At 41.0% G+C, this 23,688-nt stretch carries 27 protein-coding genes and 1 tRNA gene; 27 read left to right on the top strand and 1 reads right to left on the bottom strand.

From position 1 onward, the window contains the following. The 24 genes from C7384_RS08190 to C7384_RS07480 form a co-directional block, all read left to right on the top strand. Positions 1 to 474, top strand: a 474-nt coding sequence (locus C7384_RS08190) for a hypothetical protein (protein ID WP_165806812.1), incomplete at its 5' end; no start/stop codon positions are given. Positions 475 to 942: 468 nt separating this feature from the next. Further along, on the top strand, positions 943 to 1,437 hold the full coding sequence (locus C7384_RS07590) for a terminase small subunit (protein WP_089940533.1): 495 nt from the start codon (positions 943 to 945) through the stop codon (positions 1,435 to 1,437). Further along, positions 1,427 to 2,713 (top strand): PBSX family phage terminase large subunit, encoded by a 1,287-nt coding sequence (locus C7384_RS07585; RefSeq protein WP_116585390.1) that lies wholly within the window; start codon positions 1,427 to 1,429, stop codon positions 2,711 to 2,713. Before C7384_RS07590 ends, C7384_RS07585 begins: the two co-directional genes overlap by 11 nt. Beyond that, the gene (locus C7384_RS07580) at positions 2,710 to 4,275 is read left to right on the top strand and encodes a phage portal protein (protein ID WP_089940220.1); all 1,566 of its coding nucleotides are present in this window, start codon (positions 2,710 to 2,712) and stop codon (positions 4,273 to 4,275) included. Before C7384_RS07585 ends, C7384_RS07580 begins: the two co-directional genes overlap by 4 nt. Then, the gene (locus C7384_RS07575; protein WP_089940223.1) at positions 4,268 to 5,092 is read left to right on the top strand and encodes a minor capsid protein; all 825 of its coding nucleotides are present in this window, start codon (positions 4,268 to 4,270) and stop codon (positions 5,090 to 5,092) included. The genes C7384_RS07580 and C7384_RS07575 overlap by 8 nt, the downstream gene beginning before the upstream one ends. A gap of 143 nt (positions 5,093 to 5,235) precedes the next feature. Then, positions 5,236 to 5,802, top strand: coding sequence for a DUF4355 domain-containing protein (locus tag C7384_RS07570; protein ID WP_243400737.1), 567 nt, complete (start codon positions 5,236 to 5,238; stop codon positions 5,800 to 5,802). Positions 5,803 to 5,813: 11 nt separating this feature from the next. Further along, a complete protein-coding gene (locus C7384_RS07565) occupies positions 5,814 to 6,713 on the top strand; it encodes a hypothetical protein (protein ID WP_089940226.1) in 900 nt (299 codons plus the stop codon). A 10-nt stretch (positions 6,714 to 6,723) separates the two neighbouring features. Next, positions 6,724 to 7,059, top strand: coding sequence for a phage head-tail connector protein (locus tag C7384_RS07560; RefSeq protein ID WP_089940229.1), 336 nt, complete (start codon positions 6,724 to 6,726; stop codon positions 7,057 to 7,059). Beyond that, positions 7,056 to 7,358: a hypothetical protein gene (locus tag C7384_RS07555; RefSeq protein ID WP_089940232.1), complete on the top strand. Its 303-nt coding sequence runs from the start codon at positions 7,056 to 7,058 to the stop codon at positions 7,356 to 7,358. The genes C7384_RS07560 and C7384_RS07555 overlap by 4 nt, the downstream gene beginning before the upstream one ends. After that, positions 7,355 to 7,726: an HK97-gp10 family putative phage morphogenesis protein gene (locus C7384_RS07550; RefSeq protein WP_089940236.1), complete on the top strand. Its 372-nt coding sequence runs from the start codon at positions 7,355 to 7,357 to the stop codon at positions 7,724 to 7,726. The genes C7384_RS07555 and C7384_RS07550 overlap by 4 nt, the downstream gene beginning before the upstream one ends. Continuing rightward, positions 7,719 to 8,129, top strand: coding sequence for a hypothetical protein (locus tag C7384_RS07545; protein WP_089940239.1), 411 nt, complete (start codon positions 7,719 to 7,721; stop codon positions 8,127 to 8,129). The genes C7384_RS07550 and C7384_RS07545 overlap by 8 nt, the downstream gene beginning before the upstream one ends. Before the next feature lie 18 nt (positions 8,130 to 8,147). Beyond that, complete coding sequence (locus C7384_RS07540; protein WP_089940242.1) at positions 8,148 to 8,693, top strand: phage major tail protein, TP901-1 family; 546 nt, start codon at positions 8,148 to 8,150, stop codon at positions 8,691 to 8,693. 77 nt (positions 8,694 to 8,770) lie between these two features. Continuing rightward, on the top strand, positions 8,771 to 9,151 hold the full coding sequence (locus C7384_RS07535) for a tail assembly chaperone (RefSeq protein WP_089940246.1): 381 nt from the start codon (positions 8,771 to 8,773) through the stop codon (positions 9,149 to 9,151). A gap of 50 nt (positions 9,152 to 9,201) precedes the next feature. Continuing rightward, complete coding sequence (locus tag C7384_RS07530) at positions 9,202 to 9,537, top strand: hypothetical protein (RefSeq protein ID WP_143016477.1); 336 nt, start codon at positions 9,202 to 9,204, stop codon at positions 9,535 to 9,537. After that, positions 9,530 to 12,913: a phage tail tape measure protein gene (locus tag C7384_RS07525; RefSeq protein ID WP_089940251.1), complete on the top strand. Its 3,384-nt coding sequence runs from the start codon at positions 9,530 to 9,532 to the stop codon at positions 12,911 to 12,913. The genes C7384_RS07530 and C7384_RS07525 overlap by 8 nt, the downstream gene beginning before the upstream one ends. A gap of 9 nt (positions 12,914 to 12,922) precedes the next feature. Then, positions 12,923 to 13,717, top strand: coding sequence for a distal tail protein Dit (locus C7384_RS07520; protein WP_089940254.1), 795 nt, complete (start codon positions 12,923 to 12,925; stop codon positions 13,715 to 13,717). Next, entirely contained in the window at positions 13,714 to 15,861 is a 2,148-nt protein-coding gene (locus C7384_RS07515; protein ID WP_089940257.1) for a phage tail spike protein, read from the top strand. The genes C7384_RS07520 and C7384_RS07515 overlap by 4 nt, the downstream gene beginning before the upstream one ends. Continuing rightward, positions 15,858 to 16,271 carry a hypothetical protein gene (locus C7384_RS07510; protein ID WP_089940260.1) on the top strand — a complete coding sequence of 138 codons (414 nt, stop codon included), beginning with the start codon at positions 15,858 to 15,860 and terminating at the stop codon, positions 16,269 to 16,271. The genes C7384_RS07515 and C7384_RS07510 overlap by 4 nt, the downstream gene beginning before the upstream one ends. Beyond that, complete coding sequence (locus C7384_RS07505) at positions 16,255 to 17,472, top strand: BppU family phage baseplate upper protein (protein ID WP_089940262.1); 1,218 nt, start codon at positions 16,255 to 16,257, stop codon at positions 17,470 to 17,472. The genes C7384_RS07510 and C7384_RS07505 overlap by 17 nt, the downstream gene beginning before the upstream one ends. A gap of 8 nt (positions 17,473 to 17,480) precedes the next feature. After that, entirely contained in the window at positions 17,481 to 17,924 is a 444-nt protein-coding gene (locus C7384_RS07500; protein ID WP_089940265.1) for a hypothetical protein, read from the top strand. After that, positions 17,914 to 18,333, top strand: a complete 420-nt coding sequence (locus C7384_RS07495; protein ID WP_089940268.1) for a hypothetical protein — start codon at positions 17,914 to 17,916, stop codon at positions 18,331 to 18,333. Before C7384_RS07500 ends, C7384_RS07495 begins: the two co-directional genes overlap by 11 nt. Continuing rightward, entirely contained in the window at positions 18,330 to 18,812 is a 483-nt protein-coding gene (locus tag C7384_RS07490; protein WP_089940271.1) for a phage holin, LLH family, read from the top strand. The genes C7384_RS07495 and C7384_RS07490 overlap by 4 nt, the downstream gene beginning before the upstream one ends. A gap of 1 nt (position 18,813) precedes the next feature. After that, entirely contained in the window at positions 18,814 to 19,581 is a 768-nt protein-coding gene (locus C7384_RS07485; RefSeq protein ID WP_165806809.1) for a GH25 family lysozyme, read from the top strand. Positions 19,582 to 19,736: 155 nt separating this feature from the next. Further along, positions 19,737 to 20,498 carry a hypothetical protein gene (locus C7384_RS07480; RefSeq protein WP_089940275.1) on the top strand — a complete coding sequence of 254 codons (762 nt, stop codon included), beginning with the start codon at positions 19,737 to 19,739 and terminating at the stop codon, positions 20,496 to 20,498. A 285-nt stretch (positions 20,499 to 20,783) separates the two neighbouring features. Here C7384_RS07480 and C7384_RS07475 read toward each other — a convergent pair. After that, positions 20,784 to 20,869 (bottom strand) — tRNA-Leu (locus tag C7384_RS07475). Positions 20,870 to 20,980: 111 nt separating this feature from the next. Between C7384_RS07475 and C7384_RS07470 the strand changes: the two genes are divergently transcribed. From C7384_RS07470 to eno, 3 genes are all read left to right on the top strand, one after another. After that, positions 20,981 to 21,313 carry a bZIP transcription factor gene (locus C7384_RS07470; RefSeq protein ID WP_089940481.1) on the top strand — a complete coding sequence of 111 codons (333 nt, stop codon included), beginning with the start codon at positions 20,981 to 20,983 and terminating at the stop codon, positions 21,311 to 21,313. After that, complete coding sequence (gene tpiA / locus C7384_RS07465; protein WP_089940478.1) at positions 21,310 to 22,110, top strand: triose-phosphate isomerase; 801 nt, start codon at positions 21,310 to 21,312, stop codon at positions 22,108 to 22,110. Before C7384_RS07470 ends, tpiA begins: the two co-directional genes overlap by 4 nt. A gap of 136 nt (positions 22,111 to 22,246) precedes the next feature. Further along, entirely contained in the window at positions 22,247 to 23,572 is a 1,326-nt protein-coding gene (gene eno / locus C7384_RS07460; RefSeq protein WP_089940475.1) for a phosphopyruvate hydratase, read from the top strand. Positions 23,573 to 23,688: the final 116 nt, after the last annotated feature.

Here is a 23,688-nt window from a genome sequence, read left to right as displayed (position 1 = left end):
GGTAAAGATGGTCGAGATGGCAAGGACGCCACTAGCACAACACCACGTCGTCCACCGATGGCCTGGGCATTAGATACCTCAACCACACCGTGGAGCCTATATTTTGACAATGGTTGTACTTTGCAGTTGCCTAGTTATCCTAATAATGTTGCTTTGTATGGTTATGGTGTTTATTCACAGCCGAGTTCATTAGGTAACTATCCGTTTTATCAAAACATTATCGGGACAGCTAACGGTGCAATTACGCTACAGAAATGGCGGGAGGTAGCCTTTGAGCCCTGGACTTATTGGGCTGATGATACGACAGTCCTTAATCCAATTAATGATTCTAGTAAAATTGATTTCTCCAATGCGCAGTTCAAAGAAAATGGTGGTAGCTATCATTCCCGCCAAAAGAATGTCATTCGTGTGATGTATGAATTAGGTATTTGGGACTTAGCAACAATTAAGAATTTGGGGGCTAAAGAGAAGTGATTCCACCAGAAGTAATGAAGCAGCGTGTACAGGGCTCAACCGAAGTGAACAGTAAGTATATTCAGCGTAACAATAACGACAAGGAAACCAAGGTTGCACGTCATCAATCAATGAGACAGGAACTATTACTAAGTCCAATAGGTTATGTTAGGCACATGGAGTGGTTAAGAGAATGAAGATGAATAAGGAATTTATACAATGTTTCTTGGATGGATTTAGGACTGGCGTATTTGAAGCTATTTCAATTATCATTATGGGATTAACAACTGCTTGTGTCATTTTTGGACTGCTTGATTTATTACTATTCTTGTTTCATGTATTGCGGTTGTTAGCATGAAAAAAATTAAAGTTAAGAAGTATCTTCATAACCAAAATAAAAATAATGTTGGCCGTCGTAAACAAAAATTTATTGATACGCGTCAACATTAATACATAAAATTTATAAGTGATTGGAGGTGGCGCGATGACATGAAGTTGACGGCTAAACAAAAGAAATTTGCTGATAATTACATTGAGTTAGGAAATGCCACTCAAGCCGCTATAAAAGCGGGTTATAGAGAAAGGTCGGCAAGGTCTGTTGGAAATGAAAACCTGACAAAACCTGACATTAAAGCGTACATAGACGAGCGTATGGCTGTGATCGATTCTAAACGTACTATGAGCGCCAAAGAGGCCGTTGAATTGCTAACTAGTATAGCTAGAGGAGAAGTAAAAGAAACGGTTGTAGTGGCAGCTATTGATGGTGTACATGAGGTTCAAAAAGAAGCCGATTTAAAAACACGTATTAGTGCTACTCGTGAAATATTGAAGCGTTATCCAGGTAGTGATGAATTAGCTAAGCAACAACTACGTAAGTTAACGGCTGAGGCTGATATTGCAGAGAATAATGCTAAGGTTGCGCAGAATGATTCGGGCACATTTGTAATAGAGATGGATGAATTCAAGGTAGAAGATGATAACTAACGTTAAGCTACAATTTCATAATGAAGTTGATAAATCTTACTATAAGTTGTTCTATTCAACAGATAAGTTCATCGCCTTAAAGGGTGCTCGTGCCAGTGGGAAAAGTATGGCAGCGGCATTCAAGGTTATCTACGACCTACTGCGTTTTCCTTACTGTAATTGGTTGGTTATTCGACAGTTTCAAACCACACAACGCAACTCTTCCTACAACACGATTAAAGAGGTTATCTCAATCCTTGGATTAGGACAGTTCTTTAAGTCTAATGTTAGCCCACTAGAAATAACGTTCCTCCCCACTGGTCAAAAGATTTACTTTAGGGGGATGGATGACCCGCTTAAGTTAACGTCTATCAAAGCTGAACATGGCTTTATCTGTCGGACGTGGTGGGAAGAGGCGTACGAGCTAAAGAGCTTAGACGCTTTTAACACCGTAATTGAATCTATTCGTGGACTATTACCAGATAACGGCTACTATCAGCACCTCCTCACGTTTAACCCATGGTCTGAACAACATTGGCTTAAGTCAGAGTTTTTTGATGATGAGACTAGGCGCAAGAGCGTGCTATCATTTACCACCACTTACCACAATAATCATCATCTTAACCAGGGATTTATTGACGACATGGAAGAGATGAAAATACGTAACCCTAACCGCGCTCGAGTAGCAGTGTATGGTGATTGGGGAATTGCTGAAGGCCTCGTTTTCGATGGCCTTTTTGATTTGGAAGATTTTGAACCCAGCGAAATTGTTGGCCGTCAAATCATGGGACTTGATTTTGGTTTCACTCACGACCCGACAGCATTTGTTAAGGCGACCGTTAAAGATAACGATATCTATGTATACGGCGGTTTCTACCATACGGGGATGTTAAACGAACCGATGGCTCATAAGCTTGCGCAGAACGGCGCCATGCTTGGGCGTGTGTATGCCGATAGTGCTGAACCAAGAACAATTGCAGAATTACAAACACGGGGATTGCGCAACATTATTCCTGTTGGTAAAGGAAAGGACAGTAACCAACAACGGATCGAGTTTATGAAAAACTACCGTTATCACATACACCCAAGTGCTACTTACTTGTTTGAAGAAATGAGTACGTTCACTTATCAGAAGGATAAGTTTGGCAAGTTTCTAAATAAACCGGAAGACGGAAACGACCATGCTATTCAGGCGCTAGGATATGCACTTGAGCCAATCATCTTTACTAATAAGGATGGCAGCTACATGAATTACCAACAACGAGTACAAGCAGTTAAGGATATAGGACTACGATGACAGAAGATTATCAAACAAAAAATTATAATGACTTGAAACAGTCGTTGATGGTCTATCAAGAAGACCTTAGCAACTTGACTAGCCAACGTATTGGGGAGTTCTTGTTGCACCATTATAATAATCAGCGCCAACGCTTAATTAAGTTAGATAGCTACTACAAGGGTGTTAACACTGAAATATCTAGGGAGAAATCAAGGCGTTTAGATGACGGCGGGGCTGATGTCCGTTTGTCGCACCCATTCGCTCAAGAAATAGCTGACTTCCACACCTCTTTTTCAGTTGGTAACCCAATCAACATTAGCGTTGATAGCGACGGCAACGGTCAAGAAGATGAGCACCCGTTATTGGATAAGATTAATGACGTGAACGACGTCGATGCGCTGTTCTATGATTTATTTGCCGACATGTCTAAATTTGGCCGAGCATACGCTAATGTGTTCCGTGATCCAAATGAAAAGATTGAACGTATTGTGCGGTTAAATCCTATTAATACGTTCATGATTTATTCCAAAGACATTGACCCTAAACCGGTCATGGCCGTTCGGTATACACCACAACAGCAAGTCGACACAGTGAGTGGTGATTTGCTTAATTCCATGTACATTGTAGAGACCTGGACGGATGGAGAATACCGCCAAAGCCAGCCAATTGAGATTGGCGCCTCAATCTTAGAAGATGGTTGGACTATTGATGACACACAAGACATTGTTTCGTTGCCAGTCGTTGAATTCTGGAATAATAGCCAACGTATGGGCGACTATGAGGGTGTTATTAGCTTGATTGATGCCTACGACGCTAGTCAGTCTGATACAGCTAACTACATGCAAGATAGTAACGACGCTATGTTAGTCATTCAGGGAGACATTAACGATTTACTAGATGGTATTGAGTTAGCTGCTAACCCTGAAGACAAAGAATATCTTGAAAAGGTAGTTGCTGCTAAAAAAGATATGATTAAACAGATACGTGAGTCGCGTACGTTGTTCTTGAAGTCTGGTATTAGCGGAACTGGTGCACAAACCAATGTCAGTGCTAGCTATATCCACAAGGAATACGACGCAGCAGGCGTTGAGGCATACAAGAATAGACTGTTTAAGAACATCCACACCTTTAGCCGTACGCCTGATGTATCTGATGAGAACTTTGCTAGTAATGCTAGCGGGGTTGCCATGCAGTACAAGCAATTGGGTGTTATTCAATTGGCCAAAACCAAGCGGCGTATGTTTGAAAAAGGATTGAGTGCCATCTATGGTATTATCCAAGACTTAGAGTTGGCTGTTAGTGGTGCGTGGAACATTGATAGTAACGATATTAAATTCATGTTTACGGACAACACGCCAACCGATGATGTCAACACAATCCAATTGCTACAACAGGCCGGTGCTTCATTCCCACAGGCTTATCTTGATAAGTACGCCCCAGGAATTGACGCTCAACAATTAGGTAACTTGAGAGAGCAGCAAGACCAAGCTATGGCCGATATGCAAGAAGAGATGACTCACATTAAGTTACGTCAACAAGCTGTCGATAGTGATGAAGAAGAGGTAACTGGCGATGAATAATCGTGATGAGGCCTTTCAATTTAGTAAACGTCAGATTAAGCAGGACGCCAAGAATGCTAAGCTGATTGATAAAATCGTGAAGCAACAGTCATTGGAGTTTTTAGCGTGGTGGGCATTGTTCCAGTCGAAGTATCCAGACTTCCAACAGTCGGATAATTCTAGAGCACCAGACCCAGAATTGATGTCCGAGTTGAATGTATATGCGACTAAGAACGGTATGAATCAAGTCCATGTATCTAACGTAGACCAAATGATTGAGTACGCCACAACGTTGTACACCAGCGTTATCGCTGTCAAAAGTATTGATGAAATTAGTAGAGCGCTACATTTAGATGCCAAGCAAACGGCTGAATTTGGTAACAAGATATATAAGCAGACTGCTAAGGCTGTTGGGGATGAAATAATCAACAAGACTTATGACGGTATGACGTGGTCTAGCCGGATATGGAGCAACCAAGCGCAGTTGCGTTCGGATATATCACGTATCATGCGTCAAGCGTTACTGAATGAGAATCCAATGGCCGCTACGAAAGAGATAAGGGATAAGTTCGGCGTAGCTAAGTATCAAGCAGAACGCATCTTGAGGACTGAGGGCGCTAGGGTATCAGCAGCACAGCAAGCTCGTAATATTAAAATGGCTGGTTACGAAAAAATGGAGTGGGTCGCTAGTCCTGGTGCCTGCCGTTTCTGTCTTGAAAATGACGGCAAACAGTTCAATGCGAATAAATTTGGTAGTGGACGTTACACAATACCAAGACACCCTAACTGCCGATGTGCAGTAGTAGCGGTGGATAGTGGTGAAATATATGCAGATTAGCGCTTACAGCAATGTAGGTGCTTTTATTATGGCCTGAGCACGCCTTTAACTGCTCAATTTACTAACGAAATGGAATGGGCGGTGGAGGTTGTGCCTTAACGGTGGAAACTGTGCCAATCATTGTGTATTAGGAGATTAATAACATGTTGAAATTCGATCGTTTTATGTACGAAGAGCAAGACGAAGGAAAGGGTGGTGATAATGATGGCTTGCAAGGGCAAGAAGGGAACGGGCAAGAAGAAGTAACGATTACCAAAGAAGAGTTAGCTAAGCGTTTAGATCAAGAGGCAGAACGACGTGTCGCAAAGGCTCGTGACGGTTGGCAGTCTGATTTAGATGCCAAGCTAGAAGAAGCTAAGTCAGAGGGCGCTAAGCTAGCCAAGATGTCCGCTGCTGAAAAGGCTAAGGCCGAAGAAGAACAGCGAATGTCAGAACTAGAAAAGCGTGAAGCTGAAATCAATAAACGGGAACTAACGGCTAATGTTAAGGACGTGCTTGCTGATAAGGGGCTACCTTCTGAATTGGCTAGTGTATTGGTTGAACTAGGGGACGCAGACGCCATCACTAAAGCAACCGATAACATCGCAACAATCATTGACCAGCGTGTCAATGAACAAGTTGATAAGAAGCTAAGTGGGTCAGGAAAGCCGCGCGGAGAGTCTAGTGATACGGACACCCGCAGTGACTTAGCTAAAGGATTAGGACTATAAAAGGAGCTGTTATGGCAATTAATTACATTACAAATGACAATGGAGCATTTGATCAAAAAATTACTCAGGGGCTTTTAACTACTGCGCTAGGTATTCCTAACGTAAACCTTGTTAACGGTGGCAAGTCATTTACTTTGACAACAATTTCTACATCAGGATTGAAGCCTCATACTCGTAACAAGGGATTTAACGAGGGAAGCGCCTCAAACGATAAGAAGGTCTACACAATGGGACAAGACCGCGATGTTGAGTTCTATGTTGATCGGCAAGATGTTGACGAAACTAACCAGAATTTGGCTGTTGGAAATATTTCCCGTGTATTCATTGAGGAAAACGTTCAGCCTGAAATTGACGCCTATCGTTTCTCGACGTTGGCTAAGGGTGCTAAGACCTCCAAAGAGGAAGCGTTGACAGAGGCTAATGTTTACACTCGTTTGAAGGCTGCATTATTGCCAGTCCGTAAGTATGGCGCAGGTAACATTGTTGGATTCATTTCTACCGAAGCAATGGACTTACTAGAGCGTTCTACTGAATTTACACGTAACATCACGAACCAGAACATCGGTACTACTGCGCTAGAATCACGTATTACTTCAATTGATGGTGTACAACTAATTGAAGTATGGGATGAAGACCGTTTTAAGACTGATTATGACTTTTCTGACGGATTTAAGGCTAAGTCCAGTGCCAAGGATATTAACTTCTTATTTGTGGCTAAGCCTGTTGTCATTCCGATTGTTAAGGAAAATGCTATCTTCATGTTTGCACCGGGCGAACACACAGAAGGTGACGGATATTTGTACCAGAACCGTCTGTACCATGATTTGTTTATTCTGGATAAGAAAAAGGACGGCGTTTCTGTATCAATTAAGGGTAATGCTCCCAAGGAAAACGCTCCTGCAGGAAGCTAAGAGGTGATTGATGGGTGTAGCAAACGATTACGCAACGCTGATTGATAATAAATCATCTACCAAAGATAAGTTAGATATCATTGAGCGTCGAACTCGTGAACGTTTAGCTGTCTTATTAGGTGTTGATGATGATGGTGCTATTCCTGCTAAGTTTAACTACATCGTTGCTGATGTGGTCGCTGCTCGTTTCTCACGTATTGGTAATGAAGGAATGAAATCAGCTAACCAGGACGGACTTGGTTTAGTATTCCAAGAGAATGACTTCGCTCAATTCATGACTGAAATCAATCAGTTCAAGAATGGAGACGTTGTGGGCCCTCGCCACGGAAAGGTGTGGTTCGTATGAATATGCACACCAAGGTTGAACTATACAAAGAGGCAGTTGAGAGTGAAGACCCAACGGTTGAGTACAATCCTAACGGAGAGTTAGTAGCAACGGTAATTATCAATGTAACTAACTTATCTGCTGCTCGTTCTTATCGAGACTACGGCCAAACGGACTATGATCGTAAGATTTTACGAACCATCACGCCGTTACCTAAGTTTGATTATTGTGTGATTGATGGAGTCAAATATGTGCCGTTGGAACGTCAACAGATTGGCTCACGCAATTCAATTATGGTAAAGGAGGCCGGTAGCAAATGAGTGGTGGATTTAGGATTGAAGGTGCTGACAAGTTTATCTCGGTGCATACCGATAAGCTAACTCGTGTACCTTCAGCAGCTAGGGAGTTAGTTCGTTCCACAACGGCCAGTACTCAGGCACAGGCGGCACGTTTAGCACCAGTTAAGAATGGATTTTTACGGCGCAATATTGATATTAGCTTTGTGAATACTGGTTTAGTATCGACAGGAACAGTGACCGGTAACGCAATGAACCGTAATTTTAACTATGGTTATGCTCAGGAAAACGGCACTCGCTTCATTCAACCAAAACTATTCATGTATCAGGCCTATCAAATCCACAAAGAAGTGTTTATTAGAAATATGGAGGCGGTGCTCGAGAATGCCTGAATATACACCAGATTATGAGCTGGTTCAAACTGTTGGTAAGTGGTTGTTTGACAATCTACCCGCTGGACAGTTCTATAAGCGGTTGCCTGATTTTAAGGCGGTTAAAACCGACAAACCCTTTGTGGTGCTGGGCAATAGTTCATTGCAGCAATATGCACCGGCCAAGGGAGCACTGAGGGCTAAGCCATCTCTAACCATTCACATATTTGGGGATGCAAAGAGCCGAAACGAAGTCGAGCGGTTAAAATCTAAAGTGTTTAACTACTTAATGAAGTTAAACAGCACAGACAGCTACTCGGTTGAACTTGACCCAGTATATACGGTCAATAGCGTTGATTTAGAACAAGAAGATAATTTGCAACTATGGCACGGAACGTTAGATGTAACGTATCGTGTCTTTTAATTTAGAAAGGATTTATTTATGGCAGAAGATTTAAAGGCTAAGTCAGGCGGCAAAGCGATTGTGTTTGTGCGTTTGCGTGAAAATGAAAGTAAGACGCGCGGAATTAAAGCCGCCTATCAAACGACTTACAGCTACAAGCTGAGCCGTGACAAGAAGAGCGAAGACACGAAGGATGGTAAGGTGCAAAAGGGCGGTTCGCTTGATGGTACCTTGTCACTTGAATTGTTGGCCTCTAATCAAAGTGTGGTCAAGAATGACCTCGATGACGCTATCAATCAGGATAAAGAAGTAGAGTTCTGGATCGCTTATACTGATACGCCAGGAACTAAGCCTGGGACGTGTGCGGGTCGCTATATGCGCGCTCACATGACTTCTTCAGAAGAAACCGGCGACAGTGACAACAGTGTATCGCTAAAGCTAGAAGCCTCAATTAATGGCGGTTATGCTCGTAAGGGCGACTTATCACTTGATGCAAATAGTGATACTGACGTAAGTTATGACTTCCAAGACTTGGGTGTTGTGACTGGTTCAGAACAATCCAATAACGCACAAGCGCCAAAGTAACTAATAAGCGACAACGGCTAAACGTTCAAACGGGGTGAGAGGCCCATTTAATGTATTGATAAAAAGGAGAATATTTCATGAGTAAAGTTTTGGGTTTCAAGTCATTCACATTGCCAATTAATGGTAAGGATGAAAAGTTTAGTTTTAACATGCGCTTTAGTGAATTACTTGATGAATTTGTTAAGGGTACTAATAACGGGATTACGTTTGAAGTCGGTCTAAAGATGGTTATGTCAAAGCTTATTATGGAAGAAAGTCCAATTGCTTTGCGTGATATTTTGTTGGTTGCTAACCATGCAGTCGGTGGCAAGCTAACTGTTAAGACATTGAATGATTATTTTGAAGAAGATGGGACTGATTTGGATGCCTTGTCTCAAATGGTCATTACTAATCTAGAGGAAACTCGTTTCACGTCAAAAGTGGTAGCCGCCGTACAGAAGCAGGCGGCCGCTCAATAGAAGAACCCAAAGACAGCGCAACCACGTACCACGAATTGTTGGTAAACGGGTTGCGCTATTTTGGTATAAGCGACATTGAAACGATTGAACTGATGACGCCTAGGGAGTACGAACTACACCTTGAAGCTGCACAATTGCGTGAGTTAGATAATATGTACTCACTCCACCAAGCAGCGTGGGCCAACTTAGGCTCACAACAAACTAATGCTAGTGGTGATCATCTTAAGTTTGACACGTTCGATAAGTTTTTTGGTAATCAGTACAAGCAAGCTGTCAATGATGTGAAATTACAGTTTAATCCAGGCGCAGCGGTTAATATTGCTAAGCCTGAGGAAGAATACAACATGGCTCTACTAGATGAGCTAGAAGGGAGGTTAAATGGCTGAACAATATGAAGTAAAAGCCGTCTATTCGGCTGATACAAGTCAATTCTTAGCAGGCACACAGACAGCGATTAATGGCATGAGTAATTTTGCTGGTAAAGCTAGTTCATCGTTCAGTAATATATCTGATTATGCTGGTAAGATGGGAAAAGCAATGACAGTTGCCGGTGCCGCTACTACAGCTATTGGAATGAAGTCATTAAAATCATTTGGGGACTTTGAAGCTAGTTTAAACAAAGCGGCTGTTATTGCCGGTGGTACTTCTAAAGATATTCAAGGACTGTCTGACGTGGCCAACAAGATGGGTGCTGATTTGCCTTTGTCTGCTCAGAACGCTGCCGATGCCATGGTTGCTATGGCTCGTGATGGTGCCTCTATTGATACAATCAAGCAAGAGTTTCCAGCGATTGCACAGGCTGCTACTGCCGCTGGTGCTGATTTGCAAACAACGGCTAGTGTTGTTCAGCAAGCTATGAATATTTGGGGTAAGAGCTTAGATAGCCCTGCTCAAGCGGCTGCTATTCTAACTCAAACGGCTAACTTGTCTAACGCCTCTATTGAAGACATGCAACAGGCGCTGGCTACCATTGGTGGTACTGCTTCCAATGCCGGTATTTCAATGCAAGATACTAGCATTGCTATTGGTTTGCTTACTAACCGTGGATTTAGTGCCGCTCAAGCGTCTCAAGACTTGAACCACGCCATGCTTCAAATGCAGGCACCAAGTAAGATTGCGGCCAAACAAATGAGTGAGTTAGGACTTACCTTTACTGACGCCCAGGGGGAAATGAAACCATTCCCACAGATTTTGCAAGAAATCGCCGACAAGATGGATGGTATGAGTTCATCTCAAAAGGCCGAAGCATTAAAGAAAATGTTTGGAACGGCTGGAATGGGTGCTATTTTGCCGCTTCTTGATTCTATTAAGGACAAGACTGGTAACACAACAACATCATGGGACGCATTTACTAAAGCAATGGACGGCGCTGCCAAAGATGGTGCAACCTCCACTAAGTTTCTTAGCGATCAAGCTACCGAAATGCAAAAGAACCTAGGTTCTAAGATTGAACAGATTGGTGGTAACTGGGAAGCATTGCGTAATAAGTCAATGGACGCAGCTAAAGGTGTGAATGGTGGCTATATTTCCATGATTAACGGAGCCCTTACGTGGGCGGCTGAAAGTAACGCACCATTCGCTCAAATGACCCGCAATTTTATCGGAATGTCTCCAGTAATCGGGACAGCAATGACTACAATGGGAACGTTTGTTTCTCAGACAAAGAATGTTGTTGGTGCAATTGGTGCGCTATTTACTCCGGCTGGATTGTTAGTAGCTACTATTGCAGCATTAGCCATTGGATTTGTTTGGGCTTATAACTCTAGTGAACCGTTTAGGAAGACTGTTAATGAAATTTCAAAGGCCGTTGCTGACAAAGCTGTGGCTGCGTTTAAATTCTTACTGCCTTTACTAAAAGCAGTCGGACCAGCATTACTAATTGTTGGTGGATCAGCGGCTGCTGTTGTCGGTTCTATGTATGCGTTTGAAAAGGCATCTAATGCTGTTGCAAGTGGACTGACGTTAATTGCTAAACATCCTGTTATTGCTGCGTTAATAGCTATTGCTACTGCAGTGGTATTTGCCTATAACAATTTCAAGCCGTTTAGAGATTTTGTTGATAAAACAGCTAAATCTTTGTCAGATATGGCTAAAAAAATATCCGAAAACAAAGAGGAAATGAAAGTACTGGGAGGAGTACTAGCGTTAGTAGCTACTGGTGCTGGTATGGCTGTGCTATTAAATGGATTTTTAAAATTCAAGGAAGCAGCTAATTCAGCAGGAAAAGCAGCTAAGGCGGTAAAAAGTCCTTTGTCAGCAGTCGGAAATGTGGCATCTAATGCTTCTCCAAAAACAAGTAAGCTTGCTTTGTCAATATTAGAAATAGGTGTTGGTGTTGGCGTGGCCGCTGCTGGATTGGGCGTGTTTGTTTTTGCGATTGCCGATTTAGCTAAGACCGGCCAAGCAGGTATAACAGCCGTTATCACTATAACAGTGGCGATTGGTGCTTTAGTCGCTGTAGTAGCTTTGTTTAGTCCACTGTTGACGGCCAATGTTGTTGGTTTAGTTGCTTTTTCTGCCGCTATGCTTTCAATTGGAGCGGCTGTAATGATGGCAACGGCCGGAATTGCTGCCATGCTGTTCGGATTTGCTGCCGCTACTAATGCAATTACTAATTTTGTTGTTGTTATGGCTTCTCTTGATCTAGCAGCTACTAATTTTAAGCAGAACATGGTTATTCTTGGTCAAGGATTCGTCACGTTAATTACGTCTTTTGTTGTGACCCTCATGCAACAAGCCCCATTGATTGCTCAGTCATTCCTACAAATATTCTTAACGTTTCTAAGCACTATTGTGACCTACACGCCTCAAATAGTTGCTCAGTTCGCCAATATTATTATCGGATTCTTGAATGAGCTAACAATTAAGCTGCCTGAAATAGTTGAAGCTGCTACAAATATGATGGTTGCATTCTTAGAATCAATTGCAGATTCAATTCCAAGAGTGGCAAGTGCTGCAACCGATGTCATAGTTGCCTTTATTGGGTCTATTGCCGATAACGCTCTTAGAATTATTGATGCCGGTATTGATATGATTTTTAAGCTTATAGACGGAATAGTTGACAGAATGCCGCTTATTTATCAAAAAGCCAAAGATGTTGTTCTGAAATTTATAGAGGGTATTGGCGAAATGTTTGGTGATATGGTTGGATCTGGTGGTCAGCTTCTTCAAAAGTTCATAGAGGGGTTTGAGAAGGGATTTAATAATGCTCATAACAGTGGTAAAGGAGCCGGTAACAATGCTAAAGATGGAGCTGGGTCAGTTAGTCTGTTGAGCATCGGACATCAGTTAGTCAATGGATTTATACAAGGTATTGAAGACAAGATTAGAGACGCAGCAAATACTGCCGCTAATATGGCTAAACAAGCGTTTGACGCTGCCAAATCAATGCTTGGTATTCATTCTCCATCACGTAAATTCAAAGAATTAGGTATGTATACTGTTGCTGGATTTGCTAACGGAGTGGACGATAATGCTTATAAAGCAGCTAATTCGATTTCAAATATGGCTAATGATGTCATGTCAGCGGCTAACGGAATAGTTGGTGGTGGTAAGTTTGACTATCAGTTAAACCCAATTACAACTGGTTTTGATTTAAGCGACACCGGAACTGTCTCGATGAAGATGGAAGCCAATAAGCAGTCGGCCAACATTAACCTAAGCATGGGTGCTAATACCTTTAATGCCTTTGTTGATGACATTTCAAACAACCAAGGTACACGTGGAGAATTACAACGTAACAACTCCATTGCATTGTTTTAAGGAGATTTAATGAGTTACGAATTTCGAGATATTGAAAAGACTACCTCTCCGCCGGATAAACGTCCGGTAGAGTCCTTAACATTTAACGGCCACAACCTAGATGATGAAATCGCTGAATTTCATACGGTTAACGTTGATGGCCGAGATAATTACACTAGGAAGTTGCAGGTTGCTGATACATTTGGCGATGGCGACTTCTTTTTAAATTCTCAGTTGGATCATAATATAGTAACGGTTGGATTCTTTTTGATTGCTGACACAACAGATAAGTTTAACAGCGCCTTTACACGCCTTAAATATCTGCTACAAGGGGATGAAAAGGAATTTTATTTTGACGACGAACCGGAATTTGTCAGGGTTGGTACAGTTACTAAACTAACTAATACGGAGCCGGGTAGCTTGTCAGTTAAAGGTACCATTGAAATCACAATGAGCGACCCTTATCGTCATGGTCAGTCAAAAGAGGTTACTGGTGGTAACGTGGCTATGATTAATGACCCACAGATACTATACCCGCAAAACGTTGATAAGATTGTTGTTAAATTACCGCCACAATCAACCGATAACATGCGGATTACGATTGGTAACAGTTATATCATGGAATTGGGTGGCGGATTATCTGCCAATTCTACTGTTGTGTTAGATATCAATAATCGCACGTTAACGATGAATGGGACTAGTATTCTTAACAAGATTAAGATTATGAATACCAATATATTTGAAGCCAAGATTAAAAAAGGCGATAAGGTAGTGTGCCTAGAAGCAATTCAAATTAAGGTTAAATACAGGGTTAAATTACTATGATGTATCTATTTGATAAAAGGCAGAATATTATTGGCCTTATTGATAAAAGTGATTTAATAGAAGCTCATCTTGATGTCAAGATTAACCAGGCAATTACGCTTGATTTTAGTGTGCCGGCCACGATTGCTTTGGATAGTAAGGCTCGCTATATTGGCGTACCTCACCCGTTGAAACCTGATAATTATGTCATGCTTCGGATTATGAGCATTAAAGACCAATCAGATCGGACTGAGTATAGTGCTTATGAATTGGCTTATCAGGAGTTAAATTCATACGGTTACATCAAAGACCGGCGGTTTAAGAGTGAGAATGCTTATAACTTGATGACGGTTGCGCTTGGTGGTTCTACCTGGAATTTGGGTGTGTGTGTCGTCCCTGGATTGCTGCAGACTAACTACTACTTTGATAGCAACTTAGACGCCATCACTAAGGTTGTGAATGGTCTAGGTGGCGAAGTTGTATTCTATGTAGCTATTACCGGTAGTAAAATAACCGGCCGTTATATGGACTATGTGATTCGTCAAGGTGAAGACACATCTAAGGTATTCGTGCATGGGTCTAACTTGTTAACGGTGGAGCGGACTGGAGATAACTCAAGTATTTACACCGCTATTCTTCCTAGAGGTAAGGGCGAGCAAGTCAGTGAAGGTCATGATGATACTCCTGATGGTTATGGCCGGCGTATTACTATCGAAGATTTGGAGTGGTCAAAATATAAAGGCGACCCAATGGACAAGGTCAAGGGCGATTTAGTCTTAACCGACCCAGAGGCAACGCTGGAATATGGTCACATCGACGGTACACCTAGGTTATTAATCAAAACCTATGACCAAATTGATGATACGAAGCAGTTACTAAGGGCGGCCTATAATGATTTGATGGCGATGAATCACCCAGCTATTCAGTATTCGGCTACGATTGCTGAAACTGATGGTCTTTCGTTAGGTGACACCGTACTAATCATGCACGATAAGCGCAAGTTGAGTTATAAGACTCGAGTATTTGAGGTTAATTATGACTTAACTAACCCAAGCAACACGACAATTCAACTCGGTTCAGACCTTTCTAAGGGCGGCATGACTAATCGCGTTAATTCACTAAGTAGTAGTATTTCTGTAACTTCCGAAATGTCAGCATGGACAATGACTCACGGTGGTCATAACGACACTACATTTGGAGTAGAACAACCAACTAACCCTCGCAAGGGAAATGTGTGGTTTAAAAATCTTCCAAATGGAAAAACAGAACTATATTATTACGATGGTAATGCGTGGGTTTTGGAAGCATCTACAGACTCACAGTGGGATAAGAATAGCGCTGAATTGAACGGCGACCACACGGTATACCGTGGGCCCGATAACCCGGTAAATCCTCAACAAGGAGATACTTGGTATAAGGACGATGTTAACGAACCTAATGGCGTAGCAATGTACGCTTATTCTGGTTCTACATGGGTTAAATTCAATGGCATTACGGACGCCAACCGTTTGCAGCAAGGCATTATCGACGCTAACCGCGTGAATGTGTTGAACCTAGACGCTAACAATATCAGTACCGGCCATCTATCAGCTAATTTCATCAAAGGCGGCCAAATTGATGCTGCTCAAATTGACGTGATCAACCTGAATGTTAATTCATTAGTTGGCAATTTCTCGCAATTCATTCGCAGTCGTTGGGATGGTTCGTTTGGCTCTACATTTATTGATGGTTCTGGCATGAAAGTATCAACTACAGGGGTCAACACTAAGTTCAATTCTGGTGGAATGACGCTAAATATGAATGATGAAGATGTTGGTGGTGTTGGTGTCGCACACATGAGTGGAATGCCAGACAACTATCAAGGACTAGGATTTCAATTAAACGGTAAAGGGGACTATATGACTTGGTCAGCTCGTAATACCGGTATTGAAAGTGGTAATTTCGGTATTAAATTATCTTGGTTCAGAAAAGAATGGCGTGCTGGTGGTTATAATTCCGGCTTTACATTTGATGATGACGTTGTATTCAGAGCTGGAGTTCGCATGTATGAACAAGGTGGCGATTTGAGAGAAATCTTAGGGCAATTAGCTGCTATGGATAGAGTTGTGATTCCAAAAGGATTTGATAGTGAGGGGAAGGCGACGTCTTGGGTGACAATTAAATGATTAAGATTACTAATATTGACTTAAATAGTGTGAATCTATTTTTAAAAGAAGCTAAGTTATCTGGACAAGTTTCCAGGTTTCGGACACGTTTAATTAAAAAGATTGACGCTAAAGTTTATGAAATTGGAGAAGAAGAGCGGTCAATTATCGTTAGTAACGGTGCCGAAGTAAAAGAAAACGGTCAGATTGCCGGAAACGGAAGTAAGGAAACTTTTGAAAAAATATCAAAAGAACTAACCGAGTTACGTCAAGAGCGCTCTATTTTTGAAGAAGACACCGAAGGACAGTTTTCAAAGCTGTATGCAGAACTATGTAATTACAGTGAGCTAATTGCTGGAGAAGCTGCTGATGGTTATGACAAATTAATGGATTCATTCGAGGAAGGAGGTTACAATGAGCCGCACACTTAATTTAAGTTTAGACACAACTAAGTCTGAAATTAATAACCCCCGTGTTATTCTACGGCAAGGGGATGGTAACTATTCGACTTGGCACGTAACGCTCACAGACAACGGCGACCCAACCAATTTAACTGGTGGAACTGTCACATTTATGGGCGAAAGCTCTGCTAGTAAAGTAGTTGTTGATACTAATGTGTCCTACATTGATCGCAACTACGGAATATTTGAATACACACCACCAAAGGCGCTCGGTCAAGACATGGGCGTCTTTAAAAATGCCTATTTTAAGGTAACTTTTGGCGATAAGACAGCCTCAACTGCTAGTTTTAAAGTCATCGTTGAAGAGGCTGTTGACCTAAATGGTGAGCAAGCCAAAGACTATATCTCAATTGTTGATGGTGTTGTTGAAGATGCTAAAAGGGTCGTTCAGGGTAAATTTGACGCTGTTCAAAAGAGTGCCCAGGACACGATGGCTAAGCTTGATACTATCAATAGTAAAGCTAACAGCGTTGATAGTAATTTAACTGCAGCTAACCAAAAGATTGATAAGGCTATTGCTGACTTCAACAAGACAGCACTAAGCGCTGTGACACAAGACCAGTTAAATACTAAGCTATCATCGTATGCAACTAAAACGGACGCTACTAAGATTGCTTATGGACCTAGTGATTTCGTAACGAGTGGAGATTTCAATGATATTGTCAACAACTTAGTTAATTATGTTGGCGTGCATTATTTTTACGGTGGTAGTGCTGCCTTTAAAAACTCTCCCGCTAATATGCCAAGTGCTGCGCTAGTTAGGATTACTACAGCCACCTATCCTGTACACGGCATTATTGAAGTATTTAGTTTAGATGGTTCTGGAGTTGATTCTGTCGGTTCTGTTTTTAATAAATCTGTTACTTGGAAATCAATTCATAAAAAGTCAGAGGTGATGATAAAAGTTGTGTGCGGTGTCATTATCAACTTCATTAGGATTGGAAATATAGTGACCGTGAGCGGATTCGGTACCTTAACTTCTGATATGGGTAATCAACCCGGTATTGTTTCTGGAAGATTTATGCCTTATAGCGGTGCTGTATTATCAATGCAGTCGGGGTATACAGCAGGGTCTATGCTTATTAATAGCGGTGGTAATGCTCACGTTACTGCTGGAATGAAATCACAATACATTTTTGCTATTTCTGGTTCTTACATCGCAGTAGATTAGGGGGTATTATGATTAGACATTTTTTTAGAAATAACGACTTATGGTTAATCGGAGCGATTGAAATGATTGTGGGTTCATTTATCTTATTCAGATTTAACCAATTAGAAATTACATTACCACCAGAAATCGACTGGGTAGATGACTTGGTGCCAGGCATTATCTATTTATTAATTGGAGCTTTTACGGTAGTAAATGCTATCTGGGATTTTTGGTGGTACAAGATTAGACTGCTCTTACTTTTAGTAGCGGTTTTTCTGTTTGGAATGCTGTCGTTTTGCTACTTTGCAGACTGTATTAATTCAGGACATTGGCGGATGGACCCGTTTGTGTATGGTGCAATGCTTATATTTTCCTTATCGTCAATTTATAACGAGGCTCGTTATAAATTAATGGGCGAGCGGAAGATAGAGGAAGTTGTTAAACGAGCGGAAAGGATTGCCGGTGATAGTTAGCGCAGAAACATGGGGAGCACTAGGAACCGCATTTGGTTCTCTTTGTGTGCTTCTAGGTGTGTGGATTAAAAATCGTGTGAAACGTGATAGCACGATGCTAGAACATGAAGATGCTTTCATGACTAAGCAGACGGATATGATTGACCGCCTAGATAAAAGCCTTAAAGAAATTAGTGACAAGAACACCCAGTTAATGGACCAGTTAGCTGATGTTAGCTCTAAATATGAAATTATCAGCGTACAGTACAAGACAATCAATGAACAAAACAAAAAAATTATGACTGAAAACCAAGAACTGAGAATGCAGGTTGGATTGTTAAACGATTTAGTTAAACGACTCAATACTGATTTGCTAGCGATGGGTGGCCATGATTATTCAGATAAAATTGAGGAGATTTCGTCAACATGAAGATTACACAGTTATATGAGCTTTTAGTTATGTTATTAGCTTTGCTTGGCCTGTTTGGTCCGTTAATTCATGCGGGTATCAGCTTAATTAAAAAGTATTCGGTGAATATTGAAAAAGTCACTAAACTACACAACGTAGCACTAGTAGCTGGTTGGTTTGATGATGCTGTTTCAGCTTTAGAAAATACTGACATGGTTGGTGCTGACAAGCGACAAGAAGCTATTGAGCGAGTAAAGGAACGTTTAAATGCCAATGGTATGAATGGCCTTTTTTCAAATCAACAACTAGGGGATAAGCTAGAATATGCGGTTCAGAAAATGAATGAGCGTGCAAGCAAAAGCTTGAATCAAGCTGATAAAGGCAAATTTTCAGAAGTAAAACTTAATTTTGGAACACAGAGTTCAGCCAATACATCGATTAGTGAGTCTAATAGTGCATCAATTCAACGAGCACTACTTTCTCAATATGGAGGTAAATAATATGTTTGTAGCAGATGTATCAGATAACAACCCTGCCGACATTAGTGGAATCATCTCCGAAAACGATGCTGTGATCGTTAAGGTTACGGAAGGTAATAGTTATGTAAATAAGCACGTTACTACACAGGTTAACCAAGTTAAAGAATCAGGTAAGAAGTTAGGGCTTTATCACTTCATCGTCGGCGGAATTGATGCTAAAGAGCAGGCGCAATTTTTCTTAGATAATGCAGCTCCTGAATGTTATGACCCTGATGTACCATTGTTGCTTGATTTTGAAAATATGGCCGGTTATCCAGTTTTAAGTGGTTATGAACCACGAGAAATTGCTGACTATATCTATGAGAAGACTGGTAAGAAGGTGTGGCTATATATTGGTTATTCTGACGTTGTTAATAGCGTGCATGGATACTCATGGGAAGATATGGCAGATAACCCTGTGTGGATTGCTGATTACCCATATATGGCTCCTACTGAATACACGCAAGAATTGCAAGACTGGGCAGACAATACTCATTTTGTTAACATTAAAGAATGGAAAATCATTACAATGTGGCAGTATGTATGCGTACCTTATGACCGTTCTATCTTTTACGGAGATGCACGTACTTGGGACTTGTTGGCGGCACCAGTTAACAATCAGACAGAACCTGAGTCACCACAACCAGAATCTCAATCAGACACATCACAGCAAGCCACAAGCGCCATTGATGAGCAAACTAAGTCTGAAATTCATGATTTAGCGCAGGCTATTGCTGATAAGACGAAGTAACAAAAGGGCCTTTGCCCGTACATAAGTAAACTGGTATTTTCTAACAAATTTAAAATTAGCGGACCAAGTTGCGTATCTGTTTTGAGTTCGCAAATGCCGTATTAATACTATGATAAGATAAAATCAAAATAGTAAATTGAAGAGGCATTTTATAAATGGAAATAAAGTTTGTGGTTTCACTTCCTTCTAACGGTTTGGAAAAACTATATGAAAAAGTTGTGGAAGTGGATTGTAATGATAATCTTATACCATATTTCAATGAAGTAACCATTGATTGTATAAACTCGGAAAGTAATGACGATTGGCCAATTCCTAAATATCTTGGTGAAAGTCATACTTATTTTTTATTTGATCAAAATGGTAAAAAGTTCAATTATAATTTGGATAAAATGGGGGGCGTTGAATATCAAGAGGCATTCGATAGCAACGCTAATTTGACAGCAAATACATTAATACAATTTTCGAAAGATGGTTTGTTTGATTGGGATGGTGAAACAATACGGTTCTCACCTGTTTCTGGACTGGGTGCCGGTGGTGGCCCTGAACTAGATTGGCTAAATGCTTTATCGAATGTTCCTTGGAAGTGTATATTTGAATGTCTAGGCCATGGATTAAGCGTTATAGAACTCATCGAAATAATTAAAAATAAATTTACAAGCCGGGATGATAAACGAATTCTAAGACAAGATGCTGAAGCTTTTAACGAGCGTGGAATGACGTCTTATCGATTGTACGATTTTATCCTAAAACGTGATGGATGGGATAAAAATAAGTTAGTTCATTATTTACGAATAAGTGAAAGTGATTTAGGAAAGTTAATGTGTAGTTTGGGCTATATGAAAAAACAGCGCGGTAGAATATATGTTAAAAATAACACTAAATCCGGCGATGCTATGAGAAAGAGGTGGTATTACTAGTAACAACAAACGATTAGTTTTTTATATATTCTTTTTATTATTTTATTCTATAAATCGATAGTCCTTATAAAGAATTACTCAGACTAGTAATCATAGTTATGGATAACCTTATTAGACATAATTTAGACACAATGTGGTTTAAATACTTATATATTAATATCTCATATGCCGGCAGTCGGCATAACTTTAAAGGGGATCTCAAATTTGAGATCCCCTTTTTTATTTATTTCAAAGATTACATACAAAAAACAGGAACCGGGAATCCGATTCCTGTTTTTATGATAGTGCAGTCGGCGGGAGTCGAACCCGCACGTCCTAAAGCGGACACAGGATCCTTAATCCTGCGCGTCTGCCAATTCCGCCACGACTGCATTAGATAACTTATATATGGTACTGTTCTCACTTATATTTGTCAAGAAAACCATTTAATATTCTGATTTCAAGACGAATCCATTATACTTAAGTATAGGAGATGTGGAATTATGAAAATATTTAAGTGGCGTAAAGATGAAAGCCAGCCTAATCAAGAAGACCAAGTGGAATGGTTGCAAAACGAAAATGATAAGTTGCTTAATCAGGTGGAAAGTCTAAAATTGGATTTAACCGAATTGCGGGCTGAAAATCAGGATTTAGTTAATAAATTAAGTGGCAATAAATATCATCGAACGTTTATTAAAACTGGAAGTGGTTTAGGCGTTTTGATGGTAACTTACATCCTGTTGGCCTTCATGGGAGCTAAGCCAACCGATATTACTTGGCTATTGTTAATTGAAGCTATTTTCATATTTTTAATGTTACGAGGTGACGATAAATGACGACATATAAGAATTGTCGGATACCCTTTGTGGTAGCTAATTGGAAGATTAACAAACTGAAGGGACAAGTCTTTGACTATCTAGAAAAAGTCAATCAACAGGTGCCTGATTCTTCCGTAGTTGAAACGGGGATTGCTGCGCAGGATATTTTCTTAGCCGATATGGTACGTGAAACTGAAAACAGTCCCATCCATGTGGTTGCTGAAAATGTTCATTGGCAAGATGCTGGTGCCTATACTGGGGAAACTTCGCCACGAGCTTTGGCTGATTTAGGAGTTACCTATGTATTAATTGGTCATTTTGAACGACGTAAGTTCTTTAATGAGACTGATGCCACTGTTAATTTAAAGGTCATGGCCGCCTTGCGTAATGGTTTAAAGCCAATTGTAGATATTGATGAAGATATGAGCGTGTACACTCAGTCAATGGAGGCTCAGCCGGCAGTTGCTCAAGTAGCCGCCGCCTTAGCTGGGGTTTCAGTGGATCAGATACGTAATGTGACCATTGCTTATGAACCAACTTGGGCGATTGGCTCAGGTGAAGCAGCTAGTGCCCAACAGGCTCAAAAGGCAGCACAATTAATCCGACAGACCTTGGCTCAATTGTATTCGCCATCGATTGCTGAAAAAATAAGAATTTTGTATGGTGGTTCGGTTGATATAAATAATGCCGCCCAAATCATGGGGCAAGCAGATATTGATGGCGTTTTGGTGGGGCGTGCTGCCTTAGATCCAGAACAATTTTTGAGTTTAGTAGCAATTGCCCAACAAACTAGTTCATCTCAGCCTGCGGACTAAAGCTTATTCCACTTGATATGGAGGTTTGAGTCGCTCTGACGGCTTGTATAAGTTGATTGTTTATTTTCTAACTAAATGATGATACAATTAAGTCGGATTTGTTTTTAGAATCAACATTAAAAGGAGAACACAAAACATGTCTTTGATTTCTGATATTGTTGCACGCGAAGTGTTGGACTCACGTGGAAACCCAACTGTTGAAGCGGAAGTGATTACTGAAGTTGGTGGTTACGGTCGTGGAATCGTACCATCTGGTGCTTCAACTGGTGAACACGAAGCCGTTGAATTGCGTGATGGTGATAAGTCACGTTACATGGGTAAGGGAACTACTAAGGCCGTTGATAATGTTAATAACGTTATTGCTAAGGCTTTGGTTGGTAAGTTTGACGTGACCGATCAACGTGCGATTGATCAAGCCATGATTGAATTAGACGGTACAGCTAACAAGGGTAAGCTAGGGGCTAACGCTATCTTAGCTGTTTCAATCGCTGCTGCTCGTGCAGCTGCTGATGAATTAGGAATGCCTTTGTTCTCATACATTGGTGGTATGAATTCTTACGTATTGCCTACACCAATGATGAACGTTATCAACGGTGGTGCTCACTCTGATAACAAGGTTGACTTCCAAGAGTTTATGATTATGCCTGTTGGGGCACCTTCAATTAAGGAAGCTATCCGTTATGGTTCAGAAACTTTCCATCACTTGAAGAAGCTTTTGGAAGCTGATGGTAAGGCAACTTCTGTTGGGGATGAAGGTGGATTTGCTCCTGATTTCGCTAATAACGAAGAACCTCTTAAGTATTTGATTTCAGCTATTGAAGCAGCTGGTTACAAGCCAGGTAAAGATATCGCTATTGCAGTCGACGTTGCTGCTTCAGAACTTTGGGATGCTGACAAGGAAAAGTACGTTTTGCGTTGGTCAACTAAGGAAGAATTCGCAACTACAGAATTCGTTAAGTACTTGGAAGACTTGGCTGACCGTTACCCAATTATTTCAATTGAAGATCCTATCGATGAAAATAACTGGGATGACTGGGTAACTATTACTAAGGAACTTGGTAAGAAAGTTCAATTAGTTGGTGATGATTTCTTCGTTACTAACACTGAATACTTGGCTAAGGGAATCCGTATGGGTGCCGCTAACTCAATCTTGATCAAGGTTAACCAGATTGGTACTATGTCTGAAACCATGGATGCGATTGAAATGGCTAAGGAAGCTGGATACACAGCGATTGTTTCACACCGTTCTGGTGAAACTGAAGACACTACTATTGCTGATTTGGTTGTGGCTACTAATGCTGGTCAAATTAAGACTGGTTCAATGTCACGTACTGATCGTATCGCAAAGTATAACCAATTGATGCGTATTGAAGAATTGCTTGGTTCAACTGCTAAGTACAAGGGTGTACATTCTTTCTACAATCTTTCAGCTGAAGCTCGTGAAAATATTCAAAGCAAGTAAAATAAAAAGACACCCTTCGGGTGAAGTGCGCCCCCTAGATTGGAGAAATCCAAACTAGGGGGCGCCTTTTATCATGGCGAAATATTCACTGGCAACTAAATTAAAAGCAATTGACC

The organism is Convivina intestini, from assembly GCF_003096575.1.
In the GTDB taxonomy this organism is placed as follows: Bacteria; Bacillota; Bacilli; order Lactobacillales; family Lactobacillaceae; genus Convivina; species Convivina intestini.
This window is presented reverse-complemented; position numbering and strand designations above follow the sequence as displayed.